The organism is Cyanobium sp. NIES-981 (genome assembly GCF_900088535.1).
GTDB lineage: Bacteria > Cyanobacteriota > Cyanobacteriia > PCC-6307 > Cyanobiaceae > NIES-981.
Map to the genome: position 1 here is coordinate 565,367 of NZ_LT578417.1, position 16,274 is coordinate 581,640.

The 16,274-nt window shown below is 69.2% G+C and carries 23 protein-coding genes; 11 read left to right on the top strand and 12 right to left on the bottom strand.

Annotated features, from left to right (window positions below; all coding sequences use genetic code 11):
- Positions 1-34: 34 nt before the first annotated feature.
- A complete protein-coding gene (locus tag CBM981_RS02920) occupies positions 35-853 on the top strand; it encodes a hypothetical protein (RefSeq protein WP_087067188.1) in 819 nt (272 codons plus the stop codon).
- A 31-nt stretch (positions 854-884) separates the two neighbouring features.
- Here CBM981_RS02920 and CBM981_RS02925 read toward each other — a convergent pair whose 3' ends face one another.
- The gene (locus tag CBM981_RS02925) at positions 885-1,883 is read right to left on the bottom strand and encodes an FkbM family methyltransferase (RefSeq protein WP_087067189.1); all 999 of its coding nucleotides are present in this window, start codon (positions 1,881-1,883) and stop codon (positions 885-887) included.
- A 102-nt stretch (positions 1,884-1,985) separates the two neighbouring features.
- Positions 1,986-2,207 (bottom strand): hypothetical protein, encoded by a 222-nt coding sequence (locus CBM981_RS02930; protein ID WP_225867499.1) that lies wholly within the window; start codon positions 2,205-2,207, stop codon positions 1,986-1,988.
- A gap of 146 nt (positions 2,208-2,353) precedes the next feature.
- Here CBM981_RS02930 and CBM981_RS02935 point away from each other — a divergent pair, with 146 nt between their 5' ends.
- Positions 2,354-2,650, top strand: coding sequence for a DUF6439 family protein (locus tag CBM981_RS02935; RefSeq protein WP_087069147.1), 297 nt, complete (start codon positions 2,354-2,356; stop codon positions 2,648-2,650).
- On the opposite strand, the gene CBM981_RS02940 is transcribed toward CBM981_RS02935, so the two are convergent.
- The gene (locus CBM981_RS02940) at positions 2,616-3,056 is read right to left on the bottom strand and encodes an ATP-binding protein (protein ID WP_087067190.1); all 441 of its coding nucleotides are present in this window, start codon (positions 3,054-3,056) and stop codon (positions 2,616-2,618) included. The two genes, CBM981_RS02935 and CBM981_RS02940, sit on opposite strands and share 35 nt — an antisense overlap.
- A 56-nt stretch (positions 3,057-3,112) precedes the next feature.
- Complete coding sequence (locus CBM981_RS02945) at positions 3,113-3,844, bottom strand: GUN4 domain-containing protein (RefSeq protein ID WP_087067191.1); 732 nt, start codon at positions 3,842-3,844, stop codon at positions 3,113-3,115.
- 111 nt (positions 3,845-3,955) lie between these two features.
- Between CBM981_RS02945 and psb28 the strand changes: the two genes are divergently transcribed.
- The 3 genes from psb28 to CBM981_RS02960 are packed head-to-tail and all read left to right on the top strand — an operon-like array spanning position 3,956 to position 6,455.
- On the top strand, positions 3,956-4,327 hold the full coding sequence (gene psb28 / locus CBM981_RS02950) for a photosystem II reaction center protein Psb28 (protein ID WP_087067192.1): 372 nt from the start codon (positions 3,956-3,958) through the stop codon (positions 4,325-4,327).
- A gap of 4 nt (positions 4,328-4,331) precedes the next feature.
- Positions 4,332-5,396 carry an AI-2E family transporter gene (locus CBM981_RS02955; RefSeq protein ID WP_087067193.1) on the top strand — a complete coding sequence of 355 codons (1,065 nt, stop codon included), beginning with the start codon at positions 4,332-4,334 and terminating at the stop codon, positions 5,394-5,396.
- Between the two features lie 54 nt (positions 5,397-5,450).
- Entirely contained in the window at positions 5,451-6,455 is a 1,005-nt protein-coding gene (locus CBM981_RS02960) for an AI-2E family transporter (protein WP_087069148.1), read from the top strand.
- A gap of 50 nt (positions 6,456-6,505) precedes the next feature.
- Here the strand turns inward: CBM981_RS02960 and CBM981_RS02965 are convergent, their stop codons facing one another.
- From CBM981_RS02965 to rsmA, 7 genes are all read right to left on the bottom strand, one after another.
- Positions 6,506-6,724, bottom strand: a complete 219-nt coding sequence (locus CBM981_RS02965) for a hypothetical protein (RefSeq protein ID WP_225867500.1) — start codon at positions 6,722-6,724, stop codon at positions 6,506-6,508.
- 2 nt (positions 6,725-6,726) lie between these two features.
- Positions 6,727-7,689, bottom strand: coding sequence for a protein translocase subunit SecF (gene secF, locus CBM981_RS02970; protein ID WP_087067195.1), 963 nt, complete (start codon positions 7,687-7,689; stop codon positions 6,727-6,729).
- Between the two features lie 15 nt (positions 7,690-7,704).
- On the bottom strand, positions 7,705-9,210 hold the full coding sequence (secD, locus tag CBM981_RS02975; protein WP_087067196.1) for a protein translocase subunit SecD: 1,506 nt from the start codon (positions 9,208-9,210) through the stop codon (positions 7,705-7,707).
- A 1-nt stretch (position 9,211) separates the two neighbouring features.
- Positions 9,212-10,195, bottom strand: a complete 984-nt coding sequence (locus CBM981_RS02980; RefSeq protein WP_087067197.1) for a pyruvate dehydrogenase complex E1 component subunit beta — start codon at positions 10,193-10,195, stop codon at positions 9,212-9,214.
- Positions 10,196-10,376: 181 nt separating this feature from the next.
- Positions 10,377-10,718 (bottom strand): DUF3082 domain-containing protein, encoded by a 342-nt coding sequence (locus tag CBM981_RS02985; RefSeq protein ID WP_087067198.1) that lies wholly within the window; start codon positions 10,716-10,718, stop codon positions 10,377-10,379.
- Positions 10,715-11,662 (bottom strand): 4-(cytidine 5'-diphospho)-2-C-methyl-D-erythritol kinase, encoded by a 948-nt coding sequence (gene ispE / locus CBM981_RS02990; protein WP_087067199.1) that lies wholly within the window; start codon positions 11,660-11,662, stop codon positions 10,715-10,717. The genes CBM981_RS02985 and ispE overlap by 4 nt, the downstream gene beginning before the upstream one ends.
- Positions 11,655-12,497: a 16S rRNA (adenine(1518)-N(6)/adenine(1519)-N(6))-dimethyltransferase RsmA gene (gene rsmA / locus CBM981_RS02995; RefSeq protein ID WP_087067200.1), complete on the bottom strand. Its 843-nt coding sequence runs from the start codon at positions 12,495-12,497 to the stop codon at positions 11,655-11,657. Before rsmA ends, ispE begins: the two co-directional genes overlap by 8 nt.
- Positions 12,498-12,644: 147 nt before the next feature.
- Between rsmA and CBM981_RS03000 the strand changes: the two genes are divergently transcribed.
- Positions 12,645-12,911, top strand: a complete 267-nt coding sequence (locus tag CBM981_RS03000; protein WP_225867501.1) for a hypothetical protein — start codon at positions 12,645-12,647, stop codon at positions 12,909-12,911.
- Positions 12,912-12,974: 63 nt separating this feature from the next.
- On the opposite strand, the gene CBM981_RS03005 is transcribed toward CBM981_RS03000, so the two are convergent.
- Complete coding sequence (locus CBM981_RS03005; protein WP_087067202.1) at positions 12,975-13,343, bottom strand: YraN family protein; 369 nt, start codon at positions 13,341-13,343, stop codon at positions 12,975-12,977.
- Positions 13,344-13,474: 131 nt separating this feature from the next.
- Here CBM981_RS03005 and CBM981_RS03010 point away from each other — a divergent pair, with 131 nt between their 5' ends.
- The 5 genes from CBM981_RS03010 (at position 13,475) to CBM981_RS03030 (ending at position 16,261) form a co-directional block, all read left to right on the top strand.
- On the top strand, positions 13,475-14,002 hold the full coding sequence (locus CBM981_RS03010; RefSeq protein ID WP_157665312.1) for a pentapeptide repeat-containing protein: 528 nt from the start codon (positions 13,475-13,477) through the stop codon (positions 14,000-14,002).
- Positions 14,003-14,029: 27 nt separating this feature from the next.
- A complete protein-coding gene (locus CBM981_RS03015) occupies positions 14,030-14,458 on the top strand; it encodes a hypothetical protein (protein WP_087067203.1) in 429 nt (142 codons plus the stop codon).
- 34 nt (positions 14,459-14,492) lie between these two features.
- Entirely contained in the window at positions 14,493-14,819 is a 327-nt protein-coding gene (locus tag CBM981_RS03020) for a hypothetical protein (RefSeq protein WP_172820797.1), read from the top strand.
- 39 nt (positions 14,820-14,858) lie between these two features.
- A complete protein-coding gene (gap, locus tag CBM981_RS03025; RefSeq protein WP_087067205.1) occupies positions 14,859-15,860 on the top strand; it encodes a type I glyceraldehyde-3-phosphate dehydrogenase in 1,002 nt (333 codons plus the stop codon).
- A gap of 83 nt (positions 15,861-15,943) precedes the next feature.
- Complete coding sequence (locus CBM981_RS03030; RefSeq protein WP_087067206.1) at positions 15,944-16,261, top strand: DUF805 domain-containing protein; 318 nt, start codon at positions 15,944-15,946, stop codon at positions 16,259-16,261.
- Positions 16,262-16,274: the final 13 nt, after the last annotated feature.

Sequence of the window (16,274 nt, forward strand, 5' to 3'; positions counted from 1 at the left end):
CCCTGGCCTGGCGCCGTTCCCTCAGCCCCCGCGGGTGCTCGAGGGTCCTGCGCTGGAGCACTGCCTGGCCCCTCTGAGCTTCGACTGTGACGCCCTGGTGGAGGGGTCCTCACTCCGCAGGAAGGCCTGCCAGCAGCTGCGGCGCCATGGGCTGCTGCTGCTGCGCCGTGCGGTCGACGCGCAACGGATGGAGGCGCTGGCTGAGGTGGAGCATTCCGCCTGGCGCCATGCGTCCCAGGGTTCAGCGGGCGACAGGAACGCTCCGGTGCTGCTCAACCGCGGCCAGGAACGGGCGATCCGCGGCTACCGCAGGCTGGTGGCGGCCAGGAAAGCCGTGATCAGCATCCGAGCCAATGAGGACAACGGGATGCTGGATGTGTTCCATCCCGAGCGACTCGAACCCCACCTCCACGACCTGGTGGTGACCTCCCTGCGGGAACCCCTGGTCACCGCTCTGCTCGAGCAGGCCTTCGCCACGCCCTTTCACGTGCGGGCCCGCAACCTGTACGTGAACCGCGGGGTCACCAGCACCCGGGGGTTCCACACCGACGGCGGCGGCATCAAGGCGAAGGCCTTTCTCTATCTCTCGGACGTCGAGAGCCTCGCCGAAGGCCCCTTCTGCTACGTGCCTGGCTCCCATCGGCGCCCCTGGCTGCGCTGGCTGAACCGGGGGCTGTTCCGCGGCAGGGGCGTGAGGCGGGATGACTGCCCATGGCTGCCCCTGCAGAGGGCGCTGCCGGTGTTCTGCGCTGCTGGCGACATGGTGGTGGCCATGCAGCATGGGGTCCACCGCGGTCTGCCCCAGCAGCCCACGGCGGAGCGGACGGTGCTGCTGAGCATGCTGCAGCCCTGAGGCGGCAGTTCCTGCCGGGGATGGGTGGGCATCACGGCTCCTGCCCCCTGGCGGCGTCCGGGGAGATCCCGCCGGCACTGACCCCGTCCAGCTCAGCCAGCAGGGTCAGGATGCGGGCATTGGTGGGATGGAGGGCCGTGCCGCGCAGGAGAATGGCGCGGGCTTCATCCAGGCGCTCCGCCGAGCGGAGCAGGGCCGCCAGGTCGAGGAAGCCGCGGGGATGGGGCCGGGGGCGTGAGAACAGGGTGGCGTAGAGCGTGGCAATCGCCCGCTCGGGCTCGGCCATCGCCCTGTGCTGCAGGCGAGCCAGATGCAGGCGGCCCCGTTCGTCATCCAGATGGCGCAGCAGACGGGGTGACCAACCGGCGAAACGCACGGCCGTATTCACGTACCAGTCGTCGTGGCCGCTCAGATCCTTGAAGACACGCCGGAACCCCAGGCTGACCATCAGCCGGTGGATCTTCGTGCGCCCCGGCGAGAAGTTGTGCTCCACTGTGAAGCATCGAAACGTATAGCTCTCCAGGGGCAGGTTGCGGAGAACCGTGAGCTCGGCACCTTCAACATCAAGGGAGAAGTAGTCAATGACGTGGGGCGCGTGCTCGCGCAGCAGCAGATCACCCAGGGTGATCGTTGGCACAGCAATGGTTTCGGTGAAACCGGAACGTGCCTCGGTCGTCCGGCGATCGGCCGTCTCGTCCAGACCGCCATAGAGACCGTTACAGGCAAACTGCAGGGTGTCCCCTGTGCGCGAGTAGAGCGCCTCTGCCACGACCGTGATCGATCGCCGGGCCTCGGCCGCCTTGCGCTGCAAAGGGTTGGGCTCGCCGCCAAGTCCCTTCCAGCCCATGAGCTCCAGCAGGAGAGTATTGGAGAGCTGGGTGCCGTTGGCCATCCCGAATTCCAGGAAGAAACCCGGCCTGGGACCATGGCAATACAGGGCAAAGAGATCCTGCAGGCACTGGGAATTCGTGAGGTGCTGGAAGGCCTCGCAGAACCTCAGAAAGCGGTCACTGGAATCAAACAGCCCCATGGCAGTTCAGCCAGCCGCGCAGCGCAGAAGCTAGCACCGTGGCCCGAATGGAACTCCGGCACGATCAGCTGAAGCTGCCCCCGGCCCTAGCGCTCCCACCGGTTACGGGCGCAGCCACCAGGCCACCAGCAGCCCCACGGTGCCCCAGCGCAACAGCCGCCAGAACATCACCTCGACCCGCAGCGGCGGTGCCAGTTCGATCGGCAGGGGGTCCAGCAGACGCTGAGCCAGTGCCAGACGCTGCCGTTGGCGTCTCCCCGGGGCGCCGCTGCTGTGGGAGGCCAGCGAGGCGAGGGTGAGCAGGCCCTCCAGATGGTGCAACACCCCGACGGGCTCTCGCGGGGCGGCTGCACCTCCGCGACGGGAACGCCTGGATCTCACCGGCTTCACGGCACGCGGCCCAAGGCTGCAGAGGAACCGCCAGGATGGGACCTTCCGGGGCTTTTCGTCCAGTGCAGAGGGTGCCCACCATGCCGATCGCCCAGACAGTTGACACGGCCTGGCCCGAGGGAGCCGTGGAGCAGGCCAGGCTTCTGCATCAGCACCTCACCATCAACGACCGCGACTGGCATGCCCTCAAGACCCAGCGGGCCCGGCGTGGTGCCGAACAGCTGGCCGCAGCCCTGGTGCATCTGCTCAGTGCGGATGATCCGCGTGACAGCCGCATCGGGCCGGCGCGCCGTGAGGCGGTCGAGCTCGTTGACCATGCCCTGGCGTGGCTCCGGGCGGAAATCAGCGATCCTGGCTGCCCCAGCCACGGGCGCTGAGCAGCGGTGAGGCCTGCCGCTGGCGCTTGACGGCCAGCTGCAGACGGTTGCCGCGCGGACTCCAGCGCACGTCGTCGAAACAGTGGTGGATCAGGAAGAGCCCCCGGCCATCCGTGGCGTCGATCGCCTCGGGCAACTGGCCGCGGCGCGCCTGGGTCGGCATGCCGCTGCCCTCATCCTGCACCTGCCACACCACCCAGCGGGGGGTCTCGATGCGGCGGATCCGCAGGCATTTGGCGGGATCGCAGCCGTTGCCGTGGCGCACGGCGTTGACCAGGGCCTCCTGCAAGCCCAACTGCACCTGCGCCTGCTGCTGCAGGCAGCGAACGGGCTCCAGCAGCAGTTCCAGCAGAGGGGCCAGCTGCAGCGTGGAGGGGGTGATGAAGTCTGACCAGCGCAGGGCCATCAGCCGTAATCCTCAGGTCCCTCCATGACCCTACGCCGAGGTCGGCGGGGAGAGGATCAGGGGGTGGCGCCGTTGATGCGTTGTTGCAGAGCCGGGTGCTGCAGCAGGGCATCCATCAGGCGAACGCCGCGCAGCTGATTGACCAGGGGCATGTGCCCCTCCGGTGCCTCGATGGACCACTGAAAGGAGCCGGGATAGCGCGTCCAGCGGCCACCCTCCTTCCAGGCCAGCCTGGGCCAGAGCTGATCCCAGCGTCCGTTGCAGGCCTGCAGCAGCCTGCCCTGCACCGAAAAACCGAACCGCCCCCGGGAGTAACAGACCCAGAGGCGATCCAGCGTGTCCAGGTCGGCCGCCGCCATCGCCGGCACCTCGCTGTAATACACGTATCCCCTGGCCACGGCACCGGGCCCCGCCAGTTCTCGCAGCAGGGCACTGGTGAGGCGGTCGGCCTGCTCGAACTGCTGCCGGGCCAGGTGGCTCTGCAGCGGCCCGTAGGCGATGCCCGAGGCACTGGTGGTGGCCAGCCAGCCTTCCGGGTAACGCTGCAGAAACTCCGTTGCCTCCGGCCCGTCCCCCGCCAGCAGCAACTGGATCAGGGCCCCGGCGGCCCAGTCGTCTCCCGTGGCATCGAGACCCGCCAGGTGATCGAGGATCAGCGGCCGCAGCTGCTGCGCCCGCTCCTGCAGGGGCTTCAGCAGGGAGCGCCGCTGCCGTGGACTGGCCGCCTGAAAGCGCTCGAGCAGAGCCTCAGGGCTGGCATTGGCGGAGACCGGAGAACCGGAGAGCATGGAAAACCGTGTCTGTGCTGAGCCCGCTGGGCCCACTATGTCAGGCGCCACAGGCCCCGGCGGGGGGCGTTCCGGGGGCGGCTGCCTAGGATCGACGTTTGCCTCTCACCCATGGGCGCTGCCATTCAGTTCTTCCGTGGTGTGGACGAACCGGTCGTGCCCGACATTCGCCTCACCCGCTCCCGTGATGGGCGCACTGGCCAGGCCATGTTCGTGTTCGAGGAGCCGGAAGCCCTGGCCCCGGAAAGCATGGGGGACATCACCGGCATGTTCCTGGTGGATGAGGAGGGCGAGCTGGTCACCCGCGAGGTGAAGGCCCGGTTCGTGAACGGCAAGGCCAGCGCCATCGAGGCCACCTACACCTGGAAGAGCACGGCCGATTTCGAGCGCTTCATGCGCTTCGCCCAGCGTTACGCCGACAGCCACGACCTGGGCTTCTCCGGCCAGAAGGAGGGCGATGGCGAGGCCGTGAGCGAGGGCTGAGGTCGTGCGGTTCGGCCAGTGGCTGGGGCTGCTGGCCCTGGTGGCATCCCTGCTGCTGCTCTGGAGCCTGCGCCAGAGCCTGATGACCCTGTTCGCGGCGGTGGTGCTGGCCATGGCCCTCTGCACCCTGGTGGGCTGGGTGCGCGAGCGGCTCGCCTGCCACCGTTCCCATGCGCTGCTGCTGAGCCTGGCGTTGGTGACGGTGGTGGTGACCATCCTCGCCACGGCCGTGATTCCCCCGTTCATCGACCAGTTCGCCGAACTGGTGGCCAAGCTGCCGGCAGCGGCGGCCACTCTGCTCCGCCTGATGCGCGGGCTGATCGCGGGCGCCAGTCAGATGCTGTACGGGCGCAGTGACGGCAGTCTCGACTGGCTGCGGGAAGGACTGTTCAGCGGCGGGAGCACGGAGAACCTGCGGGGTGGGGCACTGCAGCTGCTCGGTCTGGCCGGCGGGATCGGCTCCGGCCTGGTGCAGCTGCTGTTCGTGGTGGCCGTCGCCCTGATGATCACGGTGCACCCCGTGGCCTACCGCGAGGTCGCGGTGCTGCTCGTGCCCGCGTTCTACCGGCGCCGCTTCCGCAGGATCCTGATCCACTGCGGCGACGCCCTGAGCGGCTGGATGGTGGGGGTGCTGATCAGTTCGCTCTGCGTCGGTGTGCTCGCCGCCATCGGGCTCTCGCTGCTCGGCGTCAAACTGGTGGCCGCCAATGCGGTGCTGGCCGGGTTGCTGAACATCATTCCCAACATCGGCCCCACCCTGAGCACGGTGTTTCCGATGTCGGTGGCCCTGCTCGATTCGCCGATCAAGGCGTTGGCGGTGCTGGTGCTCTACGTGGCGGTGCAGAACCTGGAGAGTTACGTGATCACCCCCTCGGTGATGCAGCACCAGCTGAACCTGCTGCCAGGGCTCACCCTCGCCGCCCAGCTGCTCTTCACCGTGCTGTTTGGCCCCCTGGGACTGCTGCTGGCCCTCCCCCTGGCCGTGTGCCTCCAAGTGATCGTGCGCGAGGTGCTGATCCATGACGTGCTGGATCGCTGGAAGCCGCCAGCCCTGGACCGTGCGCGATGAAGGCCCACTGATGCAATCCCCCCCGTGACAGGCAAGGACAGGTCAGGGCCCGTGATCGAGGGCCGCACCGTTCTCGGGCTCCTGGCGCTGATCGTGCTGGGCCTGCTCACCTGGGAGCTGCGCTGGGTCCTGCTTGTCTTCTTCGGTGCCGTGGTGGTGGCGGTGGCCCTGGACGTGCCCACCACGCTGCTGATGCGGCGGCGGCGGCTCGGACGCCCTGCCGCCCTGGCCCTGGTGCTGCTGGTGCTGGTGCTGCTGGGGGGATGGCTCAGCCAGCAGCTGCTGCCGGAACTGCTGCAGCAGATCAGCCAGCTGGGGCAGCTGATCCCCGAGGTGGCGGCTCGTCTGGCCAGCATGGCCGCCCAGGTGGATTGGCTGCCGCGGCTGGATCAGAGCCTGGAGCGCCTCACCAGTTGGGATGGGCTCCAGCCGCTGGGCGCCCAGCTCCTGGGCATGGCCGGCGGTGCCGCCAACAGCACGGTGCAGGTGCTGCTCATGGTGCTGCTGGCCATCCTGCTGGCTCTGGATCCCGCGCGCCATCGCCGCCTGGTGATTGCCCTCACCCCCTGCAAATGGCGCCAGGCCATGGCGGCTCTACTGGATGAGTGCCGGGAGGCGCTGGGCGGCTGGCTGGCGGGGATGACCCTCTCGGCGGTGACCGTCTTTCTGCTCACCTGGGCAGGGCTGGTGCTGCTGCAGGTGCCGCTGGCCCTGCTGAGTGCCCTGGTGTGTGGACTGCTCACCTTCGTGCCCACCATCGGCCCGACGGCCGCCACCCTGCTGCCATTGGCCGTGGCGCTGCTGGTCTCCCCGACCAAGGTGGCGCAGGTGCTCGTGCTGCGGCTCGTGCTGCAGAACGGTGAGGCGTTCCTGCTCACGCCGATGCTGCTGAGCCGCACGGTGAACCTGCTGCCCACCGTGGCCCTGATGGCCCAGCTCAGCCTCGGCACCCTGCTGGGCCTGCCCGGGGTGCTGCTGGCCCTTCCCCTGGTGGTGGTGCTGCAGGTGCTCTGCCGCGAGGTGGTCGTGCACGGCGTGATGGATCGCTGGACCGTCTGAGGCAGGCCCATGCCGGTGCCCGGCCCGCTCCCCTGGCCTGGGGGCGGACGTCAGCGGTAGCGACGCCAGAGATCGGGGGTGACCAGGAGCACGATCACAGCCAGGGGATGGCTGATCACGGCGAACCACAGGGCCGTGAAGGTGAAGTGGTCGGCGAGGAGCTGCAGTTCCTGGCGCAGATCCAGCAGTGCCAGCAGCGCCAGGGTGAGCGGCAGCAGCGGCAGGGCAGCACGCCGCACGGTGGTACGACGGTTGGTCGCGGCAGGCAAGGTCACGACCGTGCCAGTACGGGCAACAGGGTGGGAGCGATCGCCACGCTGGACCAGGCGCCGACCACCACGCCCACACTCAGGGCCACCGCGAACCAGAAGAGGGTGCTGCCGCCGAAGAGGATCAGCGCCAGCAGCGGCAGCAACGTGGTGAAGCTGGTGTAGATCGAGCGGGTGAGGGTGGCCGCAACGGCGGCATCAGCCTGCTCGGCCAGCGAAAGATCCTGCAGCTGGTTCCGCTTTTCCCGGATCCGGTCGAAGATCACCACCGTGTCGTTCACCGAATAACCGGCGATGGTGAGCAGCGCCACTGCAAAGAGGCTGTTCACCTCCACTCCGGCCAGCAGCCCGAGCCAGGCGAAGACGCCACAGGTGATGAGCACGTCGTGGGCCAGACACAGCAGGGCCAGCAGGGCAAACAGCCGGTCGTAGCGGATGGTGATGTAGGCGGAGATGCCCACGAAACTCACCGCCAGGGAGATCATGCTGGCCCGCAGCAACCGGCTGCCGAGCGTGGGACCGATCGTTTCCACCGACAGCCCGGCAGGATCGGTGGGCCCGAGCACCGGTGCGAGGCCCGTCACCACGGCCTGGCCCTGCTCCGCCGTGAGGCTGGGCAGCCGCAGCACCACCTGCTGACCGCCATCCAACAGCTGCACCGCGGCACCGCTGAGGCTCGGGGGAGCGGCCGCGCCGGCCTCGGCCGGCAGGCGAATCGTCGCCAGCTGGCCTTCCACCGCCGCTGGGGTGAGAGCGGAACAGGTGGCTCCGCAGCTTCGCGCCAGCTGGATCTGGGTTCCGCCCGTGAAGTCGAGCCCGGGTCGCAGCGGCGCCCGGATCGAGGGCGCCATCCAGCTGATCCCGATCCCCAGCAGGCTGAGCAGCAGGGCGACGGCCGAGGCGGCCCAGAGGGTGCGGCGGCGGCGGTTGACCTGCACACCCGGCAGACGACTCAGGATGGACATCAGGGCGGGATCGGTTCAGGTGGATGCCGCCGGGAGCTGAACCCGGGGCAGGAAATAGGTGGGCTGGCGCAGGGCCGGGTAACTCATCAGCAGGCGCAGGAGCGTGCGGGTGCAGGTGAGGGCACTGAACAGGCTGAGCAGCACGCCGATGCCGAGGGTCACGGCAAAGCCCTTCACGAAGCCGGTGCCCAGGGCGAAGAGGGCCACACAGCTGATCAGGGTGGTGAGCTGGCCATCGAGAATGGAGGAGAAGGCCAGGCTGAATCCGGTGTCGATCGAGCGGATCAACGTGTTGCCAGCGCGCAGTTCATCCTTGATTCGCTCGAAGATCAGCACATTGGCATCCACCGCCATGCCCAGCGAGAGGATGAAGCCCGCGATGCCCGGCAGGGTCAGTGTCACCGGGATGAGGGCATAGAGGGCCAGGTTGAAGAGCGCGTAGAGGCTGAGCGCCAGCACCGCCACCACACCGGCCAGGCGGTACACCAGCACCATGAACACCGCCACCAGCACCAGGCCGGAGAGGGCCGCCACCAGGCTGGTGCGGATGTTGTCGGCGCCGAGGGAGGGACCCACGGTTCGCACCTCCACCACCCGCACCGGCAAGGGCAGGGATCCACCCCGCAGCTGCACCTCGAGGTCGCGCGCCTCTTCGGCGCTGAAGTTGCCGGTGATGCTGGCGGAGCCCCCGGTGATTCCAGCGGCCTTGAACTCGGGCCCGACGCTGGCCTCGCTGATGGAGCGGCCATCGAGCACGATGCCGAGCAGACGGCCGCTGCCGGCGATGTCCTTCGTGAGGCGGGCGAACTGCTCACCGCCGGCCTGGGTGAAGCTCAGGGTCACCTCCCATCCGCTGCCGGACTGCTGCTGCTGGCGTCCTGCCGTGACGAGCTCCTTGCCGGTGAGGGCCGCCGGCGCGTAGAGCTCCACAATCTTGGTGTTGACGGCATCCAGCAGCAGGGAGAGCTGGTCCGCCTCACTGGCGCTCTCCGGCACGGTCACGCCCAGTTGTCTCAGGGCTGCGGCGAGCTGCTGGGTGGGGAAGGCGTCTGCAGAGCCCTCGGGAGGGACGTCCCCATTGCCGAGGGCGGCCTGGCGGGCCCGGGCGTTGCCCAGCACGGCCTCGGCCTGGCGCTTGAGCTGGAGCAGTCCCTGCATCTCCTGCTCGGTGCCGGCACGCTGGGCCCGGAATTCCAGCAGGGCGGTGGAGCCCAGCACCCTGGCGGCACGGCTGGGGTCCTGCTCACCGGGCAGCTGCAGCACCAGCTGGTCGTTCCCCACGGTCTGCAGGGTGGATTCGGCCACCCCGAGGCCGTTGATGCGGCGCTCCAGCACCTCCTTCACAGCTTCGAGCTGCTCCTGATCCACGCTCTTGATGCTGCCGGCGGGCATCACCTGGAGGGTGAGCTGGCTGCCGCCGCGCAGATCGAGCCCGAGCTGCAGGGGAAAGCTGATCAGCAGGGCCCCGGCAGCGATGGCGAGGGCAAGGATGAGGGCGAACCAGCCCTGTTGACGGGCCATTTCAGAGTGACCCGGCCTTGAGTTGCCGCGCCGCCTCGACGATCTGATGGGGCTGGATGATCGTGAGGTTCTCCAGGACGCCGTTGTAGGGGGTGGGGATGTCCTGGGAGGACAGACGCACGGGCCTGGCATCGAGATCATCGAAGCAGTGCTCGGTGATCAGGGCCAGGAGCTCGGCGCCGATCCCACCGGTCTTCATGCACTCCTCCACCACGATCACCTTGTGGGTCTTGCGGATCGAGGCGGCGATGGTGGCCATGTCGAACGGCTTGAGGCTGATCAGATCGATCAGTTCCACATCCACGCCTTCGGCCTCCAGCTGCTGCACTGCCTTGAGGCAGTGGTGGCGCATGCGGGAATAGGTGAGAATGGTGACATCCTGGCCTTCGCGCACCACTTCAGCCTGATCGAGGGCACAGATGTAGTCGCCCTCGGGGATGTCCTCGCTGAGGTTGTAGAGCAGCACATGCTCGAAGAAGAGCACGGGGTTGTTGTCGCGAATCGCAGCCTTCATCAGCCCCTTGGCATTCGTGGGGGTGCTCACGGCCACGATCTTGATGCCCGGCACCGCATGGAAATAGGCCTCAAGACGCTGGCTGTGCTCCGCGCCTAGCTGGCGCCCCACACCCCCGGGCCCTCTCACCACGGCTGGGATGGTGAAGTTGCCGCCGCTGGTGTACCGGAGCATCCCCATGTTGTTGGAGATCTGGTTGAAGGCCAGCAGCAGAAAGCCCATGTTCATGCCCTCCACGATCGGCCGCAGGCCAGTCATGGCGGCGCCGACGGCCATGCCGGTGAAGCTGTTCTCGGCGATCGGAGTGTCCAGGACCCGCAGCTCGCCGTACTTCTCGTAGAGGTCCTTGGTCACCTTGTAGGAGCCGCCGTACTGGCCCACGTCCTCCCCCATCACACACACGTGGGGATCGCGGGCCATCTCCTCGTCGATGGCTTCGCGGAGAGCGTTGAACAGCAGCGTTTCGGCCACGCGTCGGCAAGCACCATCTGGCCGCCAACTTATCTCAGTCCGGTTGGAGGAGGGCTGAGACGGGGCACCCTGCCGATCAGCCTCCTGCGGCGAAGGTGCTCAGGATCAGTACGGAAAGCAGCATGCCCGGCAGCAGCAGGGTGACGAGCAGGCCCAGATCATGGGGAGTCATGGCCCGACGCTAGGGGCGATCCTCGGGGCTGGCCGGTGTCGGTGCGGATCCCGAGAAGAGACTGCGCAGGAACACCAGGCAGAGCCCCAGGGCGATGAAGCCGAAGCTGAAGGTGGCCAGGAAGGCCATCCCCACGATCAGGGTCTTGAGCGCCGTGGCGATGCTCTGGGCGATGGCCGAGCTGTAGTGGGGCGGATGCAGGGCGTAGTAGAGCGCCATGCGCCGGCTGAGGCCCAGACACAACCAGCTGAGCAGTCCGGCCGTGAGAGCTCCGGAGAGAAAGCTCAGCGGGCCCTTGCGGGCGGGCTGCGCGTCATGACCGGGGTCGGTGGGAGGGAGGGAGTCGCTCACCCCTCCAGGCTGACACCCCGCGGGCGCAGCCGGCAGGCCCAGCTGACGAAACCGCCGGCCTCGATTCCGCCGGCCAGCGCGGCCTGGGCGGCGAGGGCCTGATCGAGCTGGCCGAACAGGGCGAACACACTGGGACCCGATCCACTCATGGCCACCGCCAGGGGACCGTTGGCCTGCCGCAGCAGCTCCAGCCCCGCCCGCACACTGGCCACCTCTGGCTCCACCACCTGCTGCAGGTCATTGCGCAGGGGGGGCAGGGCCAGGCCGGCCCTGCCCCCCGGCCCCAGGGCGTGCAACAGGGGCGACTGGCGCAGGGCATCCCGCCGCCGGGCGAAGTCCACCTCGGTGTGCAGGTAGGTGTGCTGGCGCTGCTCCCGGCAGAGGCGGTAGGCCCAGGGTGTGCTGACGCTCGCGTCCGGATGCTTGAGCAGCAGCACCGCCAGATCTGCGCTGCCCCCATCCCGCTGGGGTTCCAGCACCTCTCCGCGACCGAAGCAGAGCTGGGTGCCCCCGGCGAGGCAGAACGGCATGTCGGAGCCGAGGGTGGCGGCCATCTCCAGCAGGTCCTCCGGTGCGAAACCGAGCCCCCACACGGTGTTCAGCCCCACCAGGGCGGCGGCGCCATCACTGGAGCCCCCCGCCAGACCGGCGCCCACGGGGATGCGCTTCTGCAGATGGATCCGGGCACCGAGCTCCGGCAGTCCGGCCCTGGACCGCAGCAGCGCGGCGGCCTTCACGATCAGGTTGTCGCCGTCCACCGGCAGGGCCGGGTTGTCACAGCTGAGGGTGATGCCGCCATCGGCTGTGGGGGAGAGCTGAAGGGTATCCAGCAGGTCGATGCTCTGCATCACCATCGCCAGCTCATGGAAGCCGTCGCGGCGCAGGCCCAGCACCTCCAGGTGCAGATTGATCTTGGCGGGAGCCCAGACGGTCAGATCAGCCATGGCATGCAGGGGGAGCGGGCAGGACGCCGGTGGAGCGATTCAAACCGGCAGCCAGCCGCAGCCAGGCCGCCGGGGCGATCTCCTGGGGGCGCTGCTGCAGGCCGATGCCCGCCTGCTCGGCCAGGTCCTGGAGCTCCCCCTCAGGGAGCAGCCCGGCCAGGCTGTTCCGCAGCATCTTGCGGCGGGCAGCGAAGCTGCGGCGCAGCAGCTGCTCTGTGGTTCGGGCCAGGGAGGCCTCGGGAAGCTCCCCCGCGCCGTGGGGCTCGATCAGGATGACTTCTGACTGCACCTTCGGCGGCGGCTGGAAGCAGCGCGGAGGCACCGGGCACACCGTGCGGCACTCCCCCAGCAGCTGCATGCGCACGCTCAGCGCCGAGTAGGCCGGGCTGCCGGGGCTGCAGCGGATGCGCTCAGCCACCTCCCGCTGCAACAGGAGCACCAGCCGCCGGTACGGCGGCTGCACGGGACGGTCGAGGCGGCCCACCAGACGCTCCAGCAGCGGGCCGGTGATGTTGTAGGGGATGTTGGCCACCACCTTGTCAGCCGGGGGGAGGGAAAGGGCGAGGGCATCGCCCTGATGCAGGGCGAAGCGGGGATCGCCGCCGAAGCGTTGCCGCAGGCCCGCCACCAGGTCGCGATCCAGCTCCACCGCCGCCACCGCCGCCGCCCCGCTGGCCAGGAGCCTTCCGGTGAGGGCTCCGCGCCCCGGACCGATCTCCAGCACCCGCTCCTCAGGCCGCAGGTCCGCCGCAGCCACGATCCGATCCAGCACCGCCGCATCGGTGAGCCAGTGCTGGCCGAAGCGCTTGCGGGCGCGGTGGGCGGCGAAGGACATGGCGGCGGCACGATCCCCCCAGACTGCCTGCCGGTGTTCCCCGGCGGCGCCGCAGTGGCTGCGGCGCTAGACCGGACGTTGACCCCCTCCCGGGCTTGCGACATCCCGGGGCTTCCGACACCTGGGCCTGCCGTGATCAGTCCTGCCTTGCTTCTGGTTTCCCTGACGGCCCTGGCCCTCACGGCCCCCGCCGCCGGAGCCGGCAGCATCACGGCGGGTTCGGTGTGGGACCGGGACAATGCCCTGCAGCGCGCCCGTGAACAGATGCCCAAGGGGGCCACGGAGACGCGCAACCGCTGCGAGGAGGTGGAGGTGGGCATGAACAACGTGCGCTACCGCTGCACGGTCTGGTACGACACCCCCCCGGCCGCTCCCACGGCCGCTCCCATGGCTGCTCCGACGGTGGAACCCTGAGCCGCTGACACCCTGGTGCAGGGCGCCAGGAGCAGGGCGCCAGAACGGTGCGGGTGAGCCGACCTAGGCGGTGACCCGGATCCAGCGCACCGGCCGTCTGGAGGGCGGCAGGGGCACCAGGGCGTAGACCTGCTCCACGGGGGCCCCGGCCCACTCGGGATGCTCCAGCAGCCAGCAGGCCCAGCTGCGCTCCAGCCGGATGCGCTTGGCCGCTCCCAGCGCCGCCCGGCCCCAGCCATCCGGGCCGCTGCGGGAGCGTGCCTTCACCTCCACCAGCAGCAGCCGCGGCGGCTTCACCAGCACCAGATCCAGCTCGCCCCAGCGGCAGCGCCACTGCCGATCCAGCAGCGTCCAGCCCCGCGCCCGCAGCAACCGCAGGGCACGCTGCTCGGCCCAGTTGCCCTGGCGCTGGGTGGGTGAAGGGGTCGCCAACAGCTCTCCCGGGGGCGGACAGGCTCAGGTTTGCCACCCGGGTCCGGGAACCGGGACCAGCGGGACGCTTCGGCGAGGATGGGAGGGCGGCGCCAACGCCGTGAACTCCCTGCAGCGACGAGGACGTGGCCATGGCCCGCAGAACAACGGCCCCTTCACGCCCCGGCGGCCAGGCGCCGTTCTGGCTGATCAGCCTGCTGACGCTGGCATTGGCCCTTCCCCTCGGCTGGCTGGTGCCGTCCCCTGCTCTCGCCGCGGTGGATGTGGCCAAGCAGGTGCTGATCGGCGCCGACTACCACGGCCAGGACCTGCGGGGCGGCACCTTCAACCTCACCAACCTGCGCGACGCCGATCTCTCGGGCTCCGATCTGCAGGGCGCCAGCCTGTTCGGCGCCAAGCTGCAGGATGCCGACCTGAGCAACACCAACCTGCGGGAAGCCACGCTCGATTCGGCCGTGTTCAACGGCACCGACCTCACCAATGCGGTGCTGGAGGACGCCTTCGCCTTCAACACCAAATTCACGGATGTGATCATCGACGGGGCCGACTTCACGAACGTGCCCCTGCGGGGCGATGCGCTGAAAGCGCTCTGCGCCGTGGCCGGGGGCACCAACCCCGTCACCGGCCGCCGGACCCGCGACACACTGGGTTGCAGCTGAGCCCGGCACGGTTCCGGGGCCCTCCCCATGAGCTTCGATGCCCGCAGCCTGGAGCACCTCCAGCAACTGGGTCGCACCCTGCCCAAGCCCCTGCCCAAGCCAGAGGCACCGCCGCCGCCGGCCCGGGCTGATCGGCCCCGCCACAAGGTGGAGACCGAAACCGATCCGGACGCCTTGTTCCGGGAGCTGATGCGGGCCAGCCCGGACGGCAGCGTGCCGCCCCACCTGCTGGATCGCCTCCGCTCCCTCGAAGCGCAGCGCCGCCAGAGCCAGGCCGCCCCGCTGACCTCCTCCCCCGCCGCGGGCAGCGAGACCCCCGGCGCCACAGGCACGCCGCCCGTGCCCCGAGCCCGCAACCGGGCCCTCGGCCGCGCCAACCCCCATCTGGCCCAGGACCATGCAGACCTCTACACCGCCTTTCAGCAGCTGCTGCTGGAGGACGAGGACGATCCCTGACTCCGCAGGCAGACGCCTGCCCGGCGCGGCAGCGATGGCTGCCGTCATGCCGCTGCTCGCGGCCGCTGCGGTGGCGGCGGCATCCCCGGCGGCGGGCGCCCCGCTGAGCGAGAAGGAGGCCTTCATGCTGATGTTCGGCAAGGGGAACGGGGCGATGCGCACCCTCTGCGTGCTGGAGCGAGACGGCCTGATCACCGCGGAGCAGCGCCGCCGCTACAGCGAGACCCTCACCCCCCTGCTGCTGGAGCGCGCCGACGACGCGGTGGCCCGCCGGAATCTGCGGGTGGGGATGGCCTTCGCCGATGGCCGGGCCAGCCTGTGCCCTTCGTCGGTCTTCAGCGGCGGCGTAGGCACTCCGTAGGCTGACGCCAGCTCCCCTGTCCGCCTCCCGCTCCGCACCATGACCATCCGCATCGGCATCAACGGCTTCGGCCGCATCGGTCGCCTCGCCTTCCGCCGCGCCCTCAGCCTGGGCGATGTGGAGGTGGTGGGGATCAACGACCTGATCGATGTGGAGTACCTGGCCTACATGCTCCGTTACGACTCCACCCACGGCCGCTTCCAGGGCGAGGTGGCGGTGGACGGCGGCCAGCTGGTGGTGAACGGCAAGCCGATCCGCATCACCGCGGAGCGTGACCCGGCCCACCTGGCCTGGGGCGAGCTGGGGGTGGACTACGTGCTGGAGAGCACCGGCTTCTTCCTCACCGAGGAGACGGCCCGCGCCCACATCCAGGCAGGCGCCAAACGCGTGGTGATGAGCGCCCCCTCCAAGGACGCCACCCCGATCTTCGTGATGGGGGTGAACCACACCAGCTACGCCGGCCAGACCATCGTGTCCAACGCCAGCTGCACCACCAACTGCCTGGCGCCGATCGCCAAGGTGCTGCACGACAACTTCGGCATCGTGAACGGCCTGATGACCACCGTGCACGCCACCACCGCCACCCAGAAGACCGTGGATGGCCCCTCGGTGAAGGACTGGCGCGGCGGCCGCGGTGCCGGCCAGAACATCATCCCCAGCTCCACCGGCGCCGCCAAGGCGGTGGGCCGGGTGATCCCCGAGCTCAACGGCAAGCTCACCGGCATGGCCTTCCGGGTGCCCACGCCGGATGTGTCGGTGGTGGATCTCACCGTGAACCTGGCCAGCCCGGCCAGCTACGAGCAGATCAAAGCGGCGATGAAGGCCGCCAGCGCGGGGCCGATGGCGGGCATCCTCGGCTACACGGAGGATGATGTGGTGTCCACCGACTTCCTGGGCGAGAGCTGCACCTCGGTGTTCGATGCCGGCGCCGGCATCGCCCTCACCGACACCTTCGTGAAGGTGGTGGCCTGGTACGACAACGAGTGGGGCTACAGCTGCAAGTGCCTCGATCTGATGCGCCACATGGCCACGGTGGCCTGAGGCTGGCCTAAGCCACGCTTTGTCACAACCGCTGGCGCGTTGGCGTCCCTGCCCCTAGACAGCAGCGACGCCGCGCTTCCGCCATGCGCCTGATCGAAGCCTTCACCTCAGCCTGGAGCCGCTCGTTCGACTACAGCGGGCGCTCCAACCGCGGTGACTACTGGTGGTTCGTGCTGGCGAACCTGATCATCGGGATCCTGCTGCAGCTGATCTCCGACAAGCTGTACACCGTGTACGCCGTGGCCAGCCTGCTGCCGGGCATCCCCATCTGCGTGCGCCGGCTGCGGGACATCGGCAAACCCTGGCCCTGGCTGCTCATCGGCCTGATTCCAATCGTGGGGGCGATCTGGCTGATCGTGCTCTTCTGCCAGCCCTCCTTGGCGCCCTCCGTGACGGCCTGAGACAGGGGTGGGC